A 17,116-nucleotide genomic window follows, 5' to 3' on the forward strand; every position below is an offset into this window, starting at 1 on the left:
GCCCGTCATGGCCCTGGTGGCCCTGCTCGCGCTGCCCGCGCCGCCGGGCGAGAACGGCTCCGCGGGCGGCACGGCCGCCGACGCCGTCTCCGCCCTCGTGGTGCTCTGGTGCGTGGCCCGCACCGTGCGCGGGGCGCGGCGGCCGCTGACGCGTACCGCCGCCGTCGTACTCGGTCTGCCGGTCGTCGGCATCGCGGTCGCGGCGGTCGGCGCGAGCACCGCGTCCGCGGGGGCCACCGGCCTGGTGCGCTATCTGCAGATCTTCGTCCTCGTACCGGCCGCGGTCCTGCTCCTCGTCCGCGACCGCCGCGACTTCCGCCTGGTGGCGTGGTCGCTCATCGCGCTCGCCCTCTTCCAGGGCTCGATCGGCGTCCACCAGTACGTCACGGGGACCGGCGCCAGCTATATGGGCTCGGACGTCCGGGCCGTGGGGACCTTCGGCCCGACGGACGTCATGGGAATGGCGACCGTGGTGTCGTACGGAGTGGTGTGCGCCCTCGCGCTCGCCCTCGGCCCGGCATCCCCGAGGCAGCGTCAGGCGGCGCTCGTGTGCGCGCTGCTGCTCGTCGTCCCGCTCGCGCTCTCCTTCAGCCGCGGCGCCTGGATCGCCACCGTCGTGGCGTGCGGCGCCCAGCTGGGGCTCGCGGGGGTGCGGCGCGCGCTGCGGGCCCTGGCCGCGGCGGCCGCCGCGGCCGTGGTCCTGGTGGGCGGCTTCGGGATCGGCACGCAGCTGCTCCAGGAGCGGATCAGCAGCATCACGCAGGTGACCGACGCTCCCGACCAGTCGGTCACCGACCGGTACACCATGTGGGCGGCTGCCGTGGACATGTGGAAGGACGAGCCGGTGTCCGGCGTCGGTCTCAAGGCCTTCCCCGACCACCGCGACAGCCACGCCTCGCTGGCCCTCTCCTCGGCAAGCGACACCGCGGGCGCGGGCGTGGGGTTCAGCCGCCAGCCGCTGCTCTCCCCGCACAACATGTATCTGCTCGTGCTCGGCGAGCAGGGGCTGCTCGGCCTGTGCACGCTGGTGGGCAGCTGGGCGGCGTTCCTGCTGCTCGGCCTGCGGCGCCTCGCCCGGGTGCGCGGGGGAGCGGGCACGGACTGCGCGCTCGTCGCGTGCGGTCTCCTGGTGTGGCAGCTCGTGGACTTCTCGTACGCCGACATCGGCGGGCCGTCGACGGTGCTCATGGCCGTGGCTCTCGGGCTCGTGGCCTGGTGGGCGCTGTCCGACCGTGCCCTTCGCGCGCCCGTGCCGGGGGAGGTCCCGCGATGACCCCGACGACTCATCCGGCGGACCCGGACGCGGACGCGGGCACGGGCACGGGCACGGCGGACGCGGGCACGGCGGACAAGGTGCCCGCGCCCGCCGCCACCGAGGCCGCACCCGCCGGGGGCTCCGACCCCTCCAACGGCTTCCTCGCCAAGGCCGCCCTGGTCACCGCCGTCCTCACGGTGGCCGGATCGGTGCTCGGGCTCGTGCGCGACCAGGCGCTCGCCCACTTCTTCGGGGCGGGCTCCGAGACCGACGCCTTCCTCGTCGCGTGGACCGTGCCCGAGGTGGCCACCACGCTGCTCATCGAGGACGGCCTCGCGTTCGCCCTCGTCCCCGCCTTCAGTATGGCGCTCGCCCGCCGCGGCACGGGCGCGCGCCGCGACCCGGTCCGCGCCCTGGTGGCCGCGTCCCTGCCGCGCCTGATGCTGGCGTCCGGGGTCGTCGCGCTGATCCTGATGGCCGGTGCGCCGGTGGTCGTGGAGGTCCTCGCGCCGGGCCTGCCCGATCCGCGGCTCGCCGTCGACTGCACGCTGCTCACCGCCACCTGCGTCTTCACCTTCGGCCTCGCCGGGTACTGCAGCGCGGCCCTGCGCGCCCACCGCCGGTTCGTGGCGCCCGCCGCCATCTACGTCTTCTACAACATCGGCATCATCACCGCGGTGTTCGTCCTCGCCCCCCGCTACGGCGTACGGGCAGCGGCCATGGGCGTCGCGGTCGGCGGCGTATTCATGGTGCTCGTCCAGGCGCCCTCGCTGTGGCGGCAGCTCACCCGGGACACGGCCGGTCTGCCGCACGACGAGGAGAAGGGCCCGTCGGCCCCGGCGCTGATGAGCACCGCCCTCATCGCCACCGTGCTGCTCTTCGCGCTGTGCCGCCAGTCGCAGGTGCTCATCGAGCGTTTCCTGGCGTCGTCGCTGCCCTCGGGGGCCATCTCGCACCTCAACTACGCGCAGAAAGTCGCGCAGGTGCCGATGATCCTCTCCCTGATGCTGTGCACGGTCACGCTCCCTGTCGTCGCCCGTGCCCTGGCCGAAGGGGACGTCAAACGGGCCAGGTCGCGTGTCGAGCGTGACCTGGGCCTTGCGGGCTGCGTGGTCCTCCTGGGCACCGCTCTGGTGATCGCCTGCGCCCCCCAGCTCATCCAACTCCTCTTCCAGCGCGGCGCGTTCACGGTGCGGGACACCGAAGCCACCGCGGCCGTGATGCGCGTGTACGCCCTGGGACTCCTGGGCCACACGCTGGTGGGGGCGCTCGTGCGCTCCTACTTCTCCGCCGGGCGCCCCACCTGGTTCCCCCTCGGCGCGATGGCGGCCGGGATCGCCGCGACAGCCGGGATCGGCAGCTGGACGGTGGACCTGTGGGGCGTGCGCGGCATCGCGCTCGCCAACGCGGCCGGGATCAGCGTCACCGCCTGTGTGCTGCTGCGCGGGATGGGACCGCGCAATGTGCCGATCCGGGTCCGCAAGGTGGTGGGCGAACTGGCCAAGCCGGTCGCCGCCGCGGTGTGCGCCACCGCGGTCGGCTGGGCCGTCGCCGGGCTCTTCGGCTCGCCGCTCGTCGCCCTCGCCACCGGGTCACCGGCCGTCGTGGCCGTCTTCGTCCTCGTGCTCTGGGCCCTGAAGGCACAGTCCTTCGAACCCGTCCGCCGGTCCCTCGCACCCCGCGTCACATCCGCCGTCTCATCCGTCACACGAAAGCTCACGCATGTCCGTTGACACAGCACCCGGCGAGACCCACCGCTCGCGGCACACACGCCCCTGGCTGCCGCAGCCCCCGATGTGGGTGGCGATGTACCACTCCGTGGACGACTGCGCGGACGACCCGTACGAGATCACCGTCACGCCCGAACGCCTCGCGGCCCAACTGCGGCTGCTCAGACGCCGGGGCCTGCGCGGGGTGAGCATGTCCCGGCTCCTCACGGCGCGGGCCCGCGGCGAGGGGCGCGGCCTGGTCGGCCTGACCTTCGACGACGGGTACGCCGACTTCGTCGACCACGCCCTGCCGCTCCTGCACCGCTACGACTTCGGCGCCACCCTCTTCGTGCTGCCGGGCCGCCTCGCGGGCGACAACGCCTGGGACCCGCTGGGCCCGCGCAAACCGCTGCTCGGCGCCGACGGCATCCGCCGTGCCGCCGCCGAGGGGGTGGAGGTCGCCTCGCACGGACTGACGCACGTCGACCTCACCCGGGCGGACGACCGGCTGCTGTGGCAGGAGACCAGCGGCAGCCGGGTCGCCCTGTCCGACCTCATCGGCCGCGAGGTGGAGGGCTTCTGCTATCCGTACGGCACCGTGGACCAGCGCGTCGTCGACACCGTACGAGCGGCCGGCTACCGCTACGCCTGCGCGATCTCGCCGGGCGGGCTGACCGGCGTCCACGCCCTGCCCCGCTTCCACATCGGGCAGCGGGACACCGCCCTGCGGCTCCGGCTGAAGCTCCGGCTCAACCGGCTGCGCCGCCGTGCGGTCCGCGAACCGGCGGTGGCCGGATGAGAGCCCTGCACATCATCACCGGCCTCGGAGTCGGCGGCGCCGAGCAGCAACTGCGCCTCCTCCTGCGCCATCTGCCCGCCACCTGCGACGTCGTGACCCTCACCAACCCGGGCCCGGTCGCCGAAGGCCTGACGGCGGACGGCGTGCGCGTCGTCCACCTCGGCATGTCCGGCAACCGCGACCTCGGCGCGGTGCCCCGCCTCACGAAGTTCATCCGCGCCGGGCGGTACGACCTCGTGCACACGCACCTGTACCGCGCCTGCCTCTACGGACGCATCGCCGCCCGGCTCGCCGGGACGCGCGCCGTCGTCGCCACCGAACACTCCCTCGGCGAATCGCAGATGGAGGGGCGGCCGCTGACGCCGGGCGTCCGCGCGCTGTACCTGACGGGGGAGCGCCTGGGCCGGGCCACGGTCGCGGTGTCCCCGTCCGTCGCCGAGCGGCTCAGCCGGTGGGGAGTGCCCCGGCAGCGTATTCACGTCGTACCCAACGGCATCGAGGTGGAGCGGTTCCGCTTCGACCCGCCGGCCCGCACCGCCGCCCGCCGCCGCCTCGGGCTCCCCGACGAGGCGTTCGTCGTGGGAGGGGTCGGGCGCCTGGCCCCCGGCAAACGCTTCGACGTCCTGCTGCACGCGGTGGCCGCGCTGCCGGGGGACGTACGCCTGCTGCTGGTCGGCGGCGGGCCAGAGGAGGCGGGGCTGCGGGCGAGCGCCGCGCGGCTCGGCACGGCGGACCGGGTGGTCTTCGCCGGGGAGCGGCCCTATCTCTCCGAGGGCGAGACCCACCCGTCCGCGGGCGGGACCGATCTTCCGGCGCTCCTGTCCGCCATGGACGTCCTCGCTTCGCCCTCGCCCGAGGAGGCGTTCGGCCTCGCCGTGGTGGAAGGCCTCGCCGCCGGTCTTCCGGTGCTCTACGTCCGGTGCCCCGCCGTCGAGGACCTGCCGCGGGACGAGACCGCGGGCGCCGAGCGCGTCACCGGCGACCCGGACTCCTTCGCGCGGGCGCTGCTGCGGATCCGGGCCGCGGGGGCACGGCCGCGCCTCGCCCCGCCGGCCGCGCACCGCTACGGCATCACCCGCAGCGCGGCACAGCTGATGCACGTCTACGAGGCAGCTGCCTCCGGCTCGACCCCGAGAGTGAGTTCCTGATGACCGAAACCCTCAGCAGGCGGCTGCGCCCGTCCGGTCTCCCCGCCCCGGTCCTTGCCCGCGTCAAGCGACTGCCCGTCTGGTGGATCCTGCCCGCGGGCGCCGCCGTCGGCGCCCTGACCGGCGGCATCTACGGCGCGGTGAAGACACCCGAGTACACCGCGACGAGTTACGTGATCGCGGTCCCGCAGAAGGACTCCGACCCCACCGCCGCCCTCGGCTTCGCCACGGCGTACGGCCGGGTCGCCACGCAGCTCGCGGTGCTCGGCGACGCCCAGGTGGAGTCGGGCGTCTCGCCGCGGACGCTGCGCGAGAGCGTGCAGGCGGCCACCTCGCCCGACGCCCCGATGATCTCCATCTCGGCGTCCGCGGCCCAGCCGGGCAAGGCGGCCGACATCGCCAACGCGGTCTCGCGCTCCCTGACCAGCAACGCGAACCACACCAAGGAGAGCACGCAGGTGCGCCTCCTCCAGCTCTCGCGCGCGGTCAAGCCCCAGGAGCCCGCGTCGGCTTCGGCGGGCATGACCACCCTGGTGGGCGCCTGCGCGGGAGGCCTGCTCGGCGGGCTCACCCTTCTCGTACGACCCCGGCGCGGCCAGGACGACGACGCGGCGGCGGCCACTGTGCCCGGCCCCGCGCAGTCCGCCGACGTCGACCGGGAGAGGTGACGGGGGTGGCCGACAGCTCCCTGACCGCCGAACTCTGCACCGACGAGACGCAGTTCGAGGGCCTCGCCACGGAGTGGGCCCGGTTGCACCGCCGGTGCCGGACGGCGACGCCGTTCCAGAGCCACGCGTGGCTGCACTCCTGGTGGCTCTCCTACGGCACCCGCGGGCGGCTCCGCGTGGTCCTCGTGCGCCGGGGCGGCGAACTCGTCGCGGCGGCGCCGCTGATGCGCGTCCACGTCCCGCTCCCCGCGCTCGTGCCCCTCGGCGGCGCGATCTCCGACTTCACCGACGTACTGCTCGACGACGACTGCGCCGACGAGGCCGCCCGGGCGCTGGCCGAAGGCCTGTCGCAGCTCGCGCGCGGCGCCCTGATCGACTTCCGCGAGGTCCGGTCGGGAGCCGCCGTCGAGCGCATCTACGAACGCTGGCGCGGACCCCGCCTGCGCCTGACGGACTCGCTCTGCCTTGAGCTGCCCGCCGCGTCCATGGAGGAGCTGCTCGGCAGGCTGCCCGCGCCACGGGCCCAGCGGGCGCGCGCCAAGATCCGCAAGCTGGACGCGCTGGGCGTCCAGCGGCGGGTCGTCCGGCACGACGAGGTGGACGCGTCGGTGCGCACGCTGCTGCACCTGCACCAACTCCAGTGGCAGGGCCGGAAGGTGACGTCCGAGCACCTCCAGCCCCGGTTCTCCGAGCACCTGATCAGGTCGGTGGGGCTCATGGTCAGGGCGGGCGACGCGGTGGTCACCGAGTTCCGGCTCGACGACGACGTGGTGGCCGCCGATCTGACCCTGCTCTCGCCGCACCTCGTCGGCGGCTATCTGTACGGAGCGCACCCCCGGCTGCGCGAGCGCAAGGTGGACGTGGCGACGATGCTCCTGAACGCGTGCACGGAGCACGCCGAGGGCGACCGGAGCCGGGTCCTGAGCCTGCTGCGCGGCAACGAACCGTACAAGCACCACTGGCGGCCCGAGACGGTCACCAACCACCGGCTGCTCCTTGCCCGCAGACGCACCGCCCCCGTGCTGCGGGCCGCCGCGTGGGACGCGGGCGCCCGCAGCCGGGGCAAGGAGTTCCTGCGCAAGCAGCGGGAACGCCGGGAACGCCGGGAGCGGTCCTGACGGGTGCTGCTTGTACCTGACCGGGGCTACTTGTACTTGTGCCAGTCGACGCTCATGCACAGCTTGCCGCCCAGCCACTTCTCGGCCCACTCGCCGAGGTTCAGCGGGGAGCAGTTCGGCGGTGTCTCGGGCGCGGTCGGCTCTGGAGCGGGCTCGGTGCCCGTCCGGCCAGAGAGCGCGGTCCGGTAGGCCTTGGACGACTTGGGGTTGTCCTCGCACTGCCACACGCCGTGCGGGCAGTAGTCGGTGACGGTGTTGTAGAGCGGTTTGTGCTCGTCCATCCAGGCGAGCATCTTCCGCATGTACTCCTCGTTGTCGCCGTTGCGGAAGAGGCCCCACTCCGGATAGGAGATCTCCTTGCCGTGGGCCTTCGCGAATTCCACGTGCTGCTTCAGGCCGTACGGCTCGCTGACCTGCCGGTCGAAATCCGTGCCCGTCGGCTGGTCGTAGGAGTCCATGCCGACGATGTCCACGACGTCGTCGCCCGGATAGCACTCCGTCCAGGGAATGGCGTCCCGGCCCCTGTTCGGCGTGAAATCGAACTTGAACTTCTGGCCCGGCACCGAACGCATCGTCGTGATGATGCGTTTCCAGTATGTTTTCCAGGCCTCCGGGTCGGGACCGCACCGATGGGTGTAGGTGGTGCCGTTCATTTCCCAGCCGAGCACCAGGACCGTATCGGGAACGTCGAGTTTCACGAGCCGTTCGGCGAGGGCGCGGTAATGCTGGTCGAATTCGCCGGCGGCGCCACGGCGGAGCAGTGCGCGGACCTCGTCGTCGCCGACGTGGTCCTCGTTGCGCTCCATCATGGGGACGTTGAGGACGAACATCCGGTCGTCCTGCGCGCGCCGCCACTTGGCCCAGCTCTCCAGGAAGTCCGGTGCCCCCTCGATGTTGCTCCACCGGTCGCCCGGCAGGTAGGTGTGCCCCACGCGAAGCTCGGCGCCGCCCAGCCATTTGCTGAGCTCGGCCATGCGCCGTACGCCGTCGGGCCCGTAGGTGAGGTAGGCGCCGAACGCGGGCTTCCGGGCGGCCGGGGCGGCGGTGCCGTCCGTGGGTGCCGGAGTGGCTGTGCCGTCCGGGGGCGCCGGGGTGGCTGTGCCGTCCGGGGTGGCCGCGGACGGGGAGGGGGTGGGCGCCGTCGTCGGCGCGACGGACGGGCCGGCCGGCGGTTCGGGGTCCTGGCCCGCACCCCAGGCGTAGCCGGGCCCCACGGCGAGCGCCGCCGACACGACGATTCCCCCGGCGGCGAATGCCAGCCGTTTATTGCTGATCCGGCGTCTTAGCAAAGCCATGGCCGCTCCTCGTGCTGTTCCTGATGCCGGTCCTCCGTCCACTGACACTCAGTCATATATATGCCTGATGTGCCAATCGAGCCGCTAATCCTCCGGGCGTGCCCTTCGCCCGCATGGAGGAGCGAATTGAGAGAATTCGGCAGTGCTGACTCTCGATACCCGGGTCCCCGCGGTTCTGCTGCGGATCGACCGGAACCCCTTTCATCACGGCACGCTCGGAGCCGTTCGGTCGCTTGGCCGTGCGGGAGTGGAGGTACATGTAGCGGCAGCCGATTCCGCGAGAAGCCCGGTCCGCAGATCCAGATATCTGCACCAGACCCACCCGCCGCCCCCGCCCGGCGCCTCTCTCCAGGAAATCGCCGCCGTACTGCGCCGCATCTCCCACCGGGTGTCCCGGCCGTCCGTGCTCATTCCGATGGACGACGCGGGAGCACTCGCGATCGGGCGCCTGCAGAAGGAACTGGCCGCCACCTATCTCCTGCCGGACCAGGCGGGCGGACTCGCGGAGCGGGTGGCCGACAAGGCGACGCTGGCCCGGCTGTGCGCGTCGGCCGGCATTCCGCACCCGGTCACGCTGCTGCCCCGGTCCACGGCCCAAGCGGCCGACGCGGTACGCAGGTTGGGGCTCCCCGTGGTGGCGAAGTGGAGCCGTCCGTGGCTCGTACCCGGCGGGACGGGCCTGCGCAGCACGGTCCTGGTGCGGTCGGTGCGGGAGGCCCTTGAGCTCTACGGGCGGTGCGAGGAGGCGGGCAGCGGCCTGCTGTTGCAGGCGTACCTGCCCGGCGGCCCCGGCCGTGACTGGTTCGTCCACGGATACGTCGACCGGAAGGGCGCCGTGCGCAGCGGCGGCTCCGGCCGCAAGCACCGCTCCTGGCCGCGCGGGGCGGGCCTGACGGCGGTGGGCGAGTGGGCGCCCGATCCGGGCCTGCGGTCCTGCGTGGACAGACTGGTCGACACGCTGGGCTACCGCGGCATCTTCGACCTCGACTTCCGGGTGGACGCCGCGACGGGCGAGCACTGCCTGCTCGACTTCAACCCCCGGCCGGGCGCCCAGTTCCGCCTCTTCGCCGACGGCGCCGACCTCGACGTGGTGCGCGCCCAGCACCTGGACATGACACACCGGCCGCTGCCGGCCGGCGCCGTCCTGCCGGGCCGGGCGTTCGTCGTGGAGAACTACTCGCCGCTGACCGCGCTGCGCGCCGTCATGACGCCGGGCCCGGCATCCACCGCGGTTCGGCGCCGCGAGCTGGCCTGGCACGCCAGGGACGACATGGCGCCCGCCCTCGCCATGTGGGTGCTGTGGTGCCGCCATGTGACACGACGGCTCCTCGGCCGGTTGCGGCGGAAGGCGCGCCCGTCGGCTCCCCCCGCGCCGGCGACGCCCGTAACGACGAAGAGAGAGCGAGCAGTTGCTGATGTATGACCTGTTGGTTGTCGGAGCCGGTCCCTACGGCCTGTCCATCGCGTCGCACGCCGCCGGCGCCGGACTGGACGTACGTATCTTCGGCAGGCCCATGGCATCCTGGCGCGACCACATGCCGCCGGGCATGTTCCTGAAGTCGGAACCCTGGGCGTCGAACCTCTCCGACCCCCGCGGCCGCTACGGCCTCGCGGAGTACTGCAAGCGCAACGGCATGGAGGCCAGGCACGGCGAACCGATCTCCGTGGAGACCTTCGCCTCGTACGGCCTGTGGTTCGCGCAGCACGCCGTGCCGGACGTCGACCAGCGGATGGTGGACTCGGTCGCCCCCTGCCCCGGAGGGTTCGAGGTGATCACCGAGGACGGTCAGGCCATCCGCGGCCGCAAGGTGGCCCTGGCCGTCGGGGTGATCCCCTTCGTCGAGATCCCCTCCGTCCTGCACGGGCTCGGCAAGCAGCACGCCTCGCACAGCAGCCACCACCGGAACCTGGACCGCTTCCGCGACAAGGACGTCACCGTGATCGGCGGCGGCCAGGCCGCCCTGGAGACCGCCGCGCTCCTCGCCGAACAGGGGACGCGGGTGCGGGTGCTCGCCCGGTCGCACCGGCTGAACTGGAACACCGTGCCCCCGGCGTGGAAGCGGCCGTGGCGGGAGTCCGCCCGCGCTCCGCACAGCGGCCTGGGCTGCGGGTGGCGCAACTGGTTCTACGCCGAGGTACCCGGCGGCTTCCGGCGGCTTCCCGAGGCCACGCGCGCCCGCATCTCGGCGTCGGCGCTCGGCCCCGCGGGAGCCTGGTGGGTGCGCGAGAGGGTCGAGTCAGGCGTGGAGGTGCTGCTCGGCCACGAGGTGGTCACGGCGTCGGCCGAGGCGGGCCGGGTGCGGCTCGCGACCGTCGGCGACGCGAGCGGCGGACCGGACTTCGAGACCGACCACGTCATCGCGGCCACCGGCTTCAGGGCCACCGGCGCACGCCTGGGACTGCTGGACCCGGAGATGCGCGGCGGCCTCGCGGTGAACGCGGCCGACGAGCCCTGTGTCTCCGGGGAGTTCGAGTCCTCGTACCCCGGTCTGTTCCTCGCCGGACTGGTGACGGCGTCCAGCTTCGGCCCGGCCATGCGCTTCGTGCACGGGGCGTCCTACACGGCCGCCAGGCTGGTACGGGGGGTGCGCCGGAGCCTGCGGCGCGGGCCCGCGGACTCCGTGCTCCCGGTGCCGGTCGGCGAGGGGAACCGCCGCTCTCTCATGGGCGCCGTCAAGCGCTGAACGGGGATGCCGCCCGCCGGGGACCCGATCAGGTGATGCCGTCGGCGAACGGGTGAATCGGTTCTTCGGATGCGGGGGCGAAGTGGTGGACTCGGTGGCATGGGACGGGCCTGGTTGCCCTCCGCCAGCCGTCGGCGTCTTCGCCGTAGGTCGGCAACACCCCCACCGCGGGCCGGCCCTCCTGCCGAACTGGCGGGGAAGAGACCCTTGGGAGTCTCTTCCCCGCCAGCGGCGTTTCCGGGCGTACTAGAGGCCCGACGAGGCGCGTCCGCGGCGGTAGAGGATCCCGCCGCCGATCAGCAGGGCGGCGCTTGCGGCGGCCGCGGCGAGCAGGTCCTCGTTGCTTCCGGTCGCGGCGAGCTGAGGCAGCGGCGCCGAGTGGTCGGCGGAGGGTGCCCGCCCCGAGGTCGAGGACGCGACGTGACGCGGTGCGTCGGCGGCGTGCTTCGGCCCGGTGACGGCGCGGTCGGCGGGCGGCTCGGCGGCCCGGGGAGGCGTCTCGTGCCCCGCGGGCGGCGCCTCGGGCCCGGCGGGAGGTGCCTCGTCCTCCGGGAACGCCGGCGTGGACGTCCCTTCGGCGCAGCCGTTGCCCATGGCCGGGTTCAGCAGGCCGATCACGTCAACGGTGTTGCCGCAGGCGTTGACCGGCACGTCCACGGGAGCCTTGGCGTTGTTGCCCGTACCGACGCCGGGCGACCCCACGGCATCACCGTGGGCCACGGAGTGGGTGCCCGTGTGCTTGCCCGGGTGGGTGTCCTGGTGCGTGTGCGGGGCCGGGGCCGGGGCGGGGGCAGGAGCCCGGGCATCATCATCGGGCGAGCCGTAGCCGGCGGGGCGGTGCTCCGTCTTGTCGGACGTCCGCTGCTGCGCGGGCACCCGTGCCGGAGCGCTCGCGTGCTCGTGCGCCGAAGCCTCGTTGTTCGCGCAGTTGTTGCCGAACGACGGGTTGGCCGCACCGACGACGTCCGCGGTGTTGCCGCAGGCGTTCACCGGGACGCCCACGGGGGCCTGCACGCTGTTGCCCGACAAGACTCCGGGCGAACCCGCCGCCACCCCGTTCCCGTCCACGGCGAACGCGTTCGAGCCGGACAGGGAGAGGATGCTGGTCGCGGCGGCCGCAGTCGCGAGCATCCCTTTACCAATGACCTGTCGCAATCTAGTTGTCTTCCTCTGAGCAGTGGAAAGCCGGCCTTGGACTCGACGTGACGGTCCAAGGCCGGCCATGAACAGCCTGGTGGCTGAGCGCTATCAGGTGTTGGCGCAGGTGTTGCCGAACGCCGGGTTCAGCAGACCGATGACGTCAACGGTGTTGCCGCAGACGTTGACCGGAACGTGGACCGGAACCTGGGCCTGGTTGCCGGAGAGGACGCCGGGGGACCCGACGGCCGCACCCTCGGCGCCCGCGTCGGCGAAGGCGGGAGCCGCCACGCCCATGGCCATCACGACACCAGCGACGATCGTTGCGCTCTTCTTGTGCTTCACAGATGTTCCCTTCTCTGTGGTCATGCCGATCTGGCAGTCGAAACCGAGCGAGAACTTCTGTTTACGTCTCGCACCATGACCTGCAACCTGCAAACGAGTTAAAGATGCGGAAGAAACCACTGACTTCTCCCGTTCGGGAAATTCACCCGAATTACCGCAGCCGAGAAATGGAGCAGCCCGGGCTGCCAGGCCTTGGGGAAGGCAGACAGCCCGAGCGGCCTCACACCGGCAGATCAGCCGTTGGACTGACCGTTCCCGGCCAGGACCGGGATGTCGTTCAGGATGTGCGACAGCGGCTCGTCGCCCTTGGCCTGCGTCGAGTTCTCGGTGCACTGCTGGTTCTGCGGCGCCGAGAGGATCGGGATGTCCTGGACGGCGATCGGCACCAGGCCGACGAGCGAACCGACGTTCGCCTTGGCCGGCAGGCCGATGCAGGGCTTGTTCAGCGAGCCCTGGACCAGCGAGAGCTGGGGGCTCATGTTGCCGTGCGTCGACGAGTTGCCGTAGGCCTGCTCGGCGCCGTTGCCGCTCAGGGAGGTGGTGCCGTGGTCGTCACCGATGGCGCTCGCCGAACCGGCCGCGGCCGCGGACATGCCGACGACGGAAACGGCAACTGCCGCCGAGGCCATAGCCTTCTTCATCATTTTGCGTGTTCCTTTTCTGGCAGACGCTCGAGTCACTGCCCCCGGTCCAACTCGTCTGTCCGGGTCCGGGTTTCGGGGCTTCACTCGGTTGGGCGTCCATCGGGCTCTCATTGGGCCATCAGAGTGAAGCGGAGCAACTATGCGGTGGGCGTGGAGTTAATCAGAGCGCTCCGGCGAACGGGGTTTCTCCAGAAGGGAATTAGTTGTGATCAAGAAGGGTATGGCTGCAGCCGCGGTTGCCGTCTCCGTCGTCGGCATGTCGGCCGCCGCAGCCGGTTCGGCGAGCGCCATCGGCGACGACCACGGCACCACGTCGCTCAGCGGCAACGGCGCCAAGCAGGCGTACGGCAACTCCGCCACGTACGGCAACATGAGCCCGCAGATGGCGCTCATCCAGGGCTCGCTCAACAAGCCCTGCATCGGCCTCCCGGCCAAGGCGAACGTCGGCTCCCTCGTCGGCCTGGTGCCGATCTCGGTCCAGGACATCCCGATCCTGTCGGCCCCGCAGAACCAGCAGTGCGTGGAGAACTCCACGCAGGCCAAGGGCGACGAGCCGCTGTCGCACATCCTCTCCGACATCCCGGTCCTGTCGGGCAACGGCACGAACAACGACTGATCTCCCTGAGCACCGCGCAGCGGGCCGCCGTACCCCGGCGGCCCGCTGTCGTGCGCAACCGCGTCCGGCCGTCAGCCCCGTGGCCAGGGATCGCGTGACATGAGGGCCTGCCATTCCTGATCGGGGCGGCCCGGAACGGTCTTTCCCTGCTGTGCCCAGGAATCCAGCAACGACGTGTAGATGGGGTCCTCGACGCGGCGCTCCGGAGAACTTCTGCTCACGGGGATGAGGCCCTGACGCCTCCATTGCTGCTTGAAGTCAGCCATATTCCCTCGCCATCGACGGGCGTGTGTCGAGCGATCTGTTCCAGTTGCGCAATCCGGCGAAACCGAACGGCTTAGGTCGAACGAGTTGTTGTTCGCGCGCGCCACGAAGATGCCGCGCCCGCGTTGCCGCCGGGCGCTTTAGCTTTTCTCCGTCCCGGTTCCCCCGCAGCGGAGATCAGCTTGCGCACTCACCTCTCCCCACCGACCGGATCCCGGCGTGCACGAAGGCTGCGTCTCGCCGTTCCCGGGGTTCTTCTGGTCGTCGCCGCCGCCGGAATGGGAAACGCGACGGCGTTGCCGCTTTCCGTCCAACGCGTCGACGTATTCGGCCATATGAAGAATCGGCCGGACGAGGGAAGAGGTATGAATATCCTTCTGATGGGCACGGACGGCCGTGACACCATCACACAGGAGGAGAAGCGGAAATACCGCGCGGGCGGCATCGCCTGCGACTGCACGGACACGCTCATGCTGGTCCACGTCTCCGAGTCGAGAAAACACGTCAGCGTGGTCAGCCTCCCCCGCGATTCGTACGCGGAGATCCCCGCCCACCGTGATGAATCCACGGGGGTGGTGCGCCCGGCGCATCCGGGGAAGATCAACGGCGCCTATGCGCAAGGCGGCCCCGCACTGTCCGTACGTACGGTCGAGGGCATGACCGGCGTCCGCATCGACCGGTACCTCCAGCTCGACTTCCGGCGCTTCATGGACAGCGTGGACACGGTCGGGGGCGTGGAGGTCTGTACGCCGCGCGCCCTCAGGGACAAGACGACGAAGCTGAACCTCGCGCCCGGCACCCACCGGCTCGGCGGCGGACGGTCGTTGCAGTACGTCCGCTCCCGTCACGTGGACAACAGCGCCGACTTCGGGCGGATCCAGCGCCAGCAGCGCTTCCTGGTCGGCGCCTTGCGCAGCGTGGTCGGCAAGAACGTCCTGGCCGACCCGCTCAGGGCGGCGCGGCTGAGCCGGTCGCTGGTCGGCGCAGCGCAGGCCGACCGGGGCTTCAGTACGCGGCAACTCCTGGCGCTCGCAGGGGATCTGGGGCGGATCCCGTCGTCGTCCATGGAGTTCACCACGGTGCCGGTCAAGGGCTTCAGCAGCTCGCTGAACGGCGCCCTCGAATGGGACAGGGCCAAGGCCGGGAAAGTCTTCGGCGCCCTCAACCGGGACCGGCCCCTGACGCCCCCCAACTCGACGGCCAGGCTGAGTGATCCGCCGAGCTTCAGCAGCCCGGTGACCGTTCGCGGCAACACCCTGGAGTGCCGTTGACGGCCGTCTGATTACTAGGCCGACCGGGTCATAGGTCGAAACCATCCCCGGATCAGGCAGTTGATCATCACGCCGGCTCTGCCAATGGAGCCCGCTCTTTGAAGGGAATCAAAATGAAGAAGCTCCTGGCATCCGCGGCCATTGCCGCCTCCGTCGCCGGAATCTCCGCCGGTATGGCCCCCCAGGCCCTGGCGATCGGCGACGACTCGGGCACCACGTCCCTGAGCGGCAACGGCGCCGAGACGGCGTTCGGCAACTCCGCCACCAAGGGCAACCAGAGCCCCCAGCTCACCCTCGTCCAGGGCACCCTGAACAAGCCCTGCGTCGGCCTCCCGGTCAAGGCGAACGTCGGCTCCCTCGTCGGCCTGGTGCCGATCGCCGTCCAGGACATCCCGATCCTCTCGGCCCCGCAGAACCAGCAGTGCACCGAGAACTCGACGCAGGCCAAGGGCGACGAGCCGCTGTCGCACATCCTCTCCGACATCCCGGTCCTGTCGGGCAACGGCACGGCCAACCAGTAGGACCCGGCAGGGGCCGGCCGTCGTCGTGCCGGCCGGCCCCTTCGGTCTGCCCCCGTGTCGCCTCCGCAGTGTGGAGGCGACACGCCCGGGGTAGAGGCTCGGCGTGATTGAACTCGCCGAGATGATCGCGCAGTTACGCGGGGAACTCGCCGCCGCCATGGCCGCGGCACAGGACGAGGAACTGCGCTTCGAACTGGGTCCCGTACAACTGGAGGCCGAGTTCGCCGTGCAGCGGTCCGAGGCCGCGGACGGCAGGATCCGCTTCTGGGTCGTCGAGGCAGGCGCCTCCGGCCAGCGGACGGCCAGCACCACCCATCGCGTCACCCTCAGCCTGACCCCGCGCGTCGGCGACTCCGATCAGTCGCCATGGGTCAGCGGTGACCGGTCCGAGCGCGAGCGCTGAGCGCCGCCGCCATGACGGTGCCAGGGGGTCCAGAGAGGCCACAGGGGCCACGGGGGATCGAGGCGGCACGGGTCGCCGAAGTGCTGGTGGAGCGGCCGGGCGGAGACCGCGGGCGGCGCGGGTCCGGCTACCGCACGGGGACCAGGTCCGTGCTGACCGCCGCCCACGTGGTCGCGGACCCGGTGACGTCGGTGCGGGTGCGCTTCGACGCCGATCTGCCGGGGGAGTGGAGCGCGGACGCACGCGTTGTGCTGCTCTCCGAGGCGGCGGACGTCGCACTCCTGGAGATCACGGAACTGCCGCCCGGCGTCGGGGACGTCGAGAGCCCTCGCTACGCGGCCGTGCCCGAGAGCGACGTGGTGCTGCCCGTCAGCGCGGTGGGCTTTCCCCGGTTCAAGCTGCGTGACGACAGCATGCGCCTCCTGGACGACGGCGCTCCCGGGCAGTACCGCGACTCCTGTCACGCCTCGGGGACCGTCTCCGTGCTGTCCAACCGCCGCGAGGGCACACTCGAACTGGCCGTTCTCGCGCCGCGCGCGGACCCCGAATCGCGGCGTTCTCCCTGGGAGGGGATGTCCGGTGCGGTGGTCTGGTCCGGCGGCGCGGTCATCGGCGTGATCAGCGCCCACCACCGCTCGGACGGCCTCGGCCGGCTCGCGGCCTCCAGGGTGGAGCACTGGTACGACGTACTGCCCGCCGCCGATCTCGAACGCCTCCGCCGGGACGCGGGTCTGCCACCGCGTGAAGGGCTCGGTTCCGCCGTGGATCCGGCGGGCCCCGCGGCCCCCGCGAGCCTGGCCGACCTCCCGTCTGACCTGCCGTTACGCGAACTCCTCGGACTGGTCGACGCCTTGGTGGACATCCCGGTGCTCGGGGACGCGAACGGCCTGGGCCTGGTGCTCTCCAGCATCGACGCGGAGATCGCCGCGAACCGGCCGAGGGACACCCGCCTGAAGATGGACATCTACGGCATCGTGCGCACCTGCCTGCGCTACCGCGGCACGCTCGACCAGCTCCTGGAGACCGTCCGGCTCCTGGAGGGGAAGTCGGCGGAAGTGGCCCGCGTCGACCGTGAAGCAGCTCAACTGGCCAAGCGATACTGCTGACTTGATGTCGAGCAGGGCTCGGATGCGGGGTTTCGCAGCGTGCCGTGCTGGGTCATCATGAGGGGGAAAGGGACTGCGCATGCACGGAATCACGGGAGGGGACTTGGCAGCCGTGGAGCGATCGATGCCTGCC

17 protein-coding genes are annotated in these 17,116 nt (G+C 71.8%); 13 read left to right on the plus strand and 4 right to left on the minus strand.

Translation table 11 applies throughout. From position 1 onward, the window contains the following. The first annotated feature begins 7 nt into the window (after nt 1-7). The 6 genes from ABZ906_RS25105 to ABZ906_RS25130 all read left to right on the plus strand — a co-directional run bounded on the left by ABZ906_RS25105 (nt 8) and on the right by ABZ906_RS25130 (nt 6,697). Nucleotides 8-1,273, plus strand: coding sequence for an O-antigen ligase family protein (locus ABZ906_RS25105; RefSeq protein WP_361386776.1), 1,266 nt, complete (start codon nt 8-10; stop codon nt 1,271-1,273). Then, complete coding sequence (gene murJ, locus ABZ906_RS25110; protein ID WP_361386143.1) at nt 1,270-2,988, plus strand: murein biosynthesis integral membrane protein MurJ; 1,719 nt, start codon at nt 1,270-1,272, stop codon at nt 2,986-2,988. Before ABZ906_RS25105 ends, murJ begins: the two co-directional genes overlap by 4 nt. 61 nt (nt 2,989-3,049) lie before the next feature. Further along, entirely contained in the window at nt 3,050-3,763 is a 714-nt protein-coding gene (locus ABZ906_RS25115) for a polysaccharide deacetylase family protein (protein WP_361386779.1), read from the plus strand. Beyond that, complete coding sequence (locus ABZ906_RS25120) at nt 3,760-4,911, plus strand: glycosyltransferase (RefSeq protein ID WP_361386146.1); 1,152 nt, start codon at nt 3,760-3,762, stop codon at nt 4,909-4,911. The genes ABZ906_RS25115 and ABZ906_RS25120 overlap by 4 nt, the downstream gene beginning before the upstream one ends. Next, a complete protein-coding gene (locus tag ABZ906_RS25125; RefSeq protein WP_361181834.1) occupies nt 4,911-5,579 on the plus strand; it encodes a lipopolysaccharide biosynthesis protein in 669 nt (222 codons plus the stop codon). Before ABZ906_RS25120 ends, ABZ906_RS25125 begins: the two co-directional genes overlap by 1 nt. Nucleotides 5,580-5,584: 5 nt before the next feature. Then, complete coding sequence (locus ABZ906_RS25130) at nt 5,585-6,697, plus strand: GNAT family N-acetyltransferase (protein ID WP_361386148.1); 1,113 nt, start codon at nt 5,585-5,587, stop codon at nt 6,695-6,697. Between the two features lie 26 nt (nt 6,698-6,723). On the opposite strand, the gene ABZ906_RS25135 is transcribed toward ABZ906_RS25130, so the two are convergent. Further along, entirely contained in the window at nt 6,724-7,992 is a 1,269-nt protein-coding gene (locus tag ABZ906_RS25135) for a glycosyl hydrolase (protein WP_361386151.1), read from the minus strand. Between the two features lie 142 nt (nt 7,993-8,134). Between ABZ906_RS25135 and ABZ906_RS25140 the strand changes: the two genes are divergently transcribed. After that, a complete protein-coding gene (locus tag ABZ906_RS25140; protein ID WP_361386154.1) occupies nt 8,135-9,415 on the plus strand; it encodes an ATP-grasp domain-containing protein in 1,281 nt (426 codons plus the stop codon). Then, nucleotides 9,408-10,676 (plus strand): NAD(P)-binding domain-containing protein, encoded by a 1,269-nt coding sequence (locus ABZ906_RS25145; RefSeq protein ID WP_361386157.1) that lies wholly within the window; start codon nt 9,408-9,410, stop codon nt 10,674-10,676. The genes ABZ906_RS25140 and ABZ906_RS25145 overlap by 8 nt, the downstream gene beginning before the upstream one ends. A gap of 246 nt (nt 10,677-10,922) precedes the next feature. Here the strand turns inward: ABZ906_RS25145 and ABZ906_RS25150 are convergent, their stop codons facing one another. The 3 genes from ABZ906_RS25150 to ABZ906_RS25160 all read right to left on the minus strand — a co-directional run bounded on the left by ABZ906_RS25150 (nt 10,923) and on the right by ABZ906_RS25160 (nt 12,802). After that, a complete protein-coding gene (locus ABZ906_RS25150; protein WP_361386160.1) occupies nt 10,923-11,807 on the minus strand; it encodes a chaplin in 885 nt (294 codons plus the stop codon). Between the two features lie 117 nt (nt 11,808-11,924). After that, entirely contained in the window at nt 11,925-12,116 is a 192-nt protein-coding gene (locus ABZ906_RS25155) for a chaplin (RefSeq protein WP_361182474.1), read from the minus strand. Between the two features lie 275 nt (nt 12,117-12,391). Continuing rightward, nucleotides 12,392-12,802 carry a rodlin gene (locus ABZ906_RS25160; RefSeq protein WP_361181824.1) on the minus strand — a complete coding sequence of 137 codons (411 nt, stop codon included), beginning with the start codon at nt 12,800-12,802 and terminating at the stop codon, nt 12,392-12,394. Between the two features lie 205 nt (nt 12,803-13,007). Here ABZ906_RS25160 and ABZ906_RS25165 point away from each other — a divergent pair, with 205 nt between their 5' ends. From ABZ906_RS25165 to ABZ906_RS25185, 5 genes are all read left to right on the plus strand, one after another. Beyond that, nucleotides 13,008-13,418, plus strand: a complete 411-nt coding sequence (locus tag ABZ906_RS25165) for a rodlin (protein WP_361386163.1) — start codon at nt 13,008-13,010, stop codon at nt 13,416-13,418. A 629-nt stretch (nt 13,419-14,047) separates the two neighbouring features. Next, nucleotides 14,048-14,953 carry an LCP family protein gene (locus tag ABZ906_RS25170; RefSeq protein WP_361386166.1) on the plus strand — a complete coding sequence of 302 codons (906 nt, stop codon included), beginning with the start codon at nt 14,048-14,050 and terminating at the stop codon, nt 14,951-14,953. Between the two features lie 113 nt (nt 14,954-15,066). Beyond that, nucleotides 15,067-15,474, plus strand: coding sequence for a rodlin (locus ABZ906_RS25175; RefSeq protein ID WP_361181818.1), 408 nt, complete (start codon nt 15,067-15,069; stop codon nt 15,472-15,474). A 103-nt stretch (nt 15,475-15,577) separates the two neighbouring features. Continuing rightward, a complete protein-coding gene (locus tag ABZ906_RS25180; RefSeq protein WP_361386169.1) occupies nt 15,578-15,877 on the plus strand; it encodes a trypco2 family protein in 300 nt (99 codons plus the stop codon). An 11-nt stretch (nt 15,878-15,888) separates the two neighbouring features. Beyond that, nucleotides 15,889-16,983, plus strand: coding sequence for a trypsin-like peptidase domain-containing protein (locus tag ABZ906_RS25185; protein WP_361386172.1), 1,095 nt, complete (start codon nt 15,889-15,891; stop codon nt 16,981-16,983). Nucleotides 16,984-17,116 lie beyond the last annotated feature (133 nt).

The organism is Streptomyces sp. NPDC046925 (assembly GCF_040644915.1).
Lineage (GTDB): Bacteria > Actinomycetota > Actinomycetes > Streptomycetales > Streptomycetaceae > Streptomyces.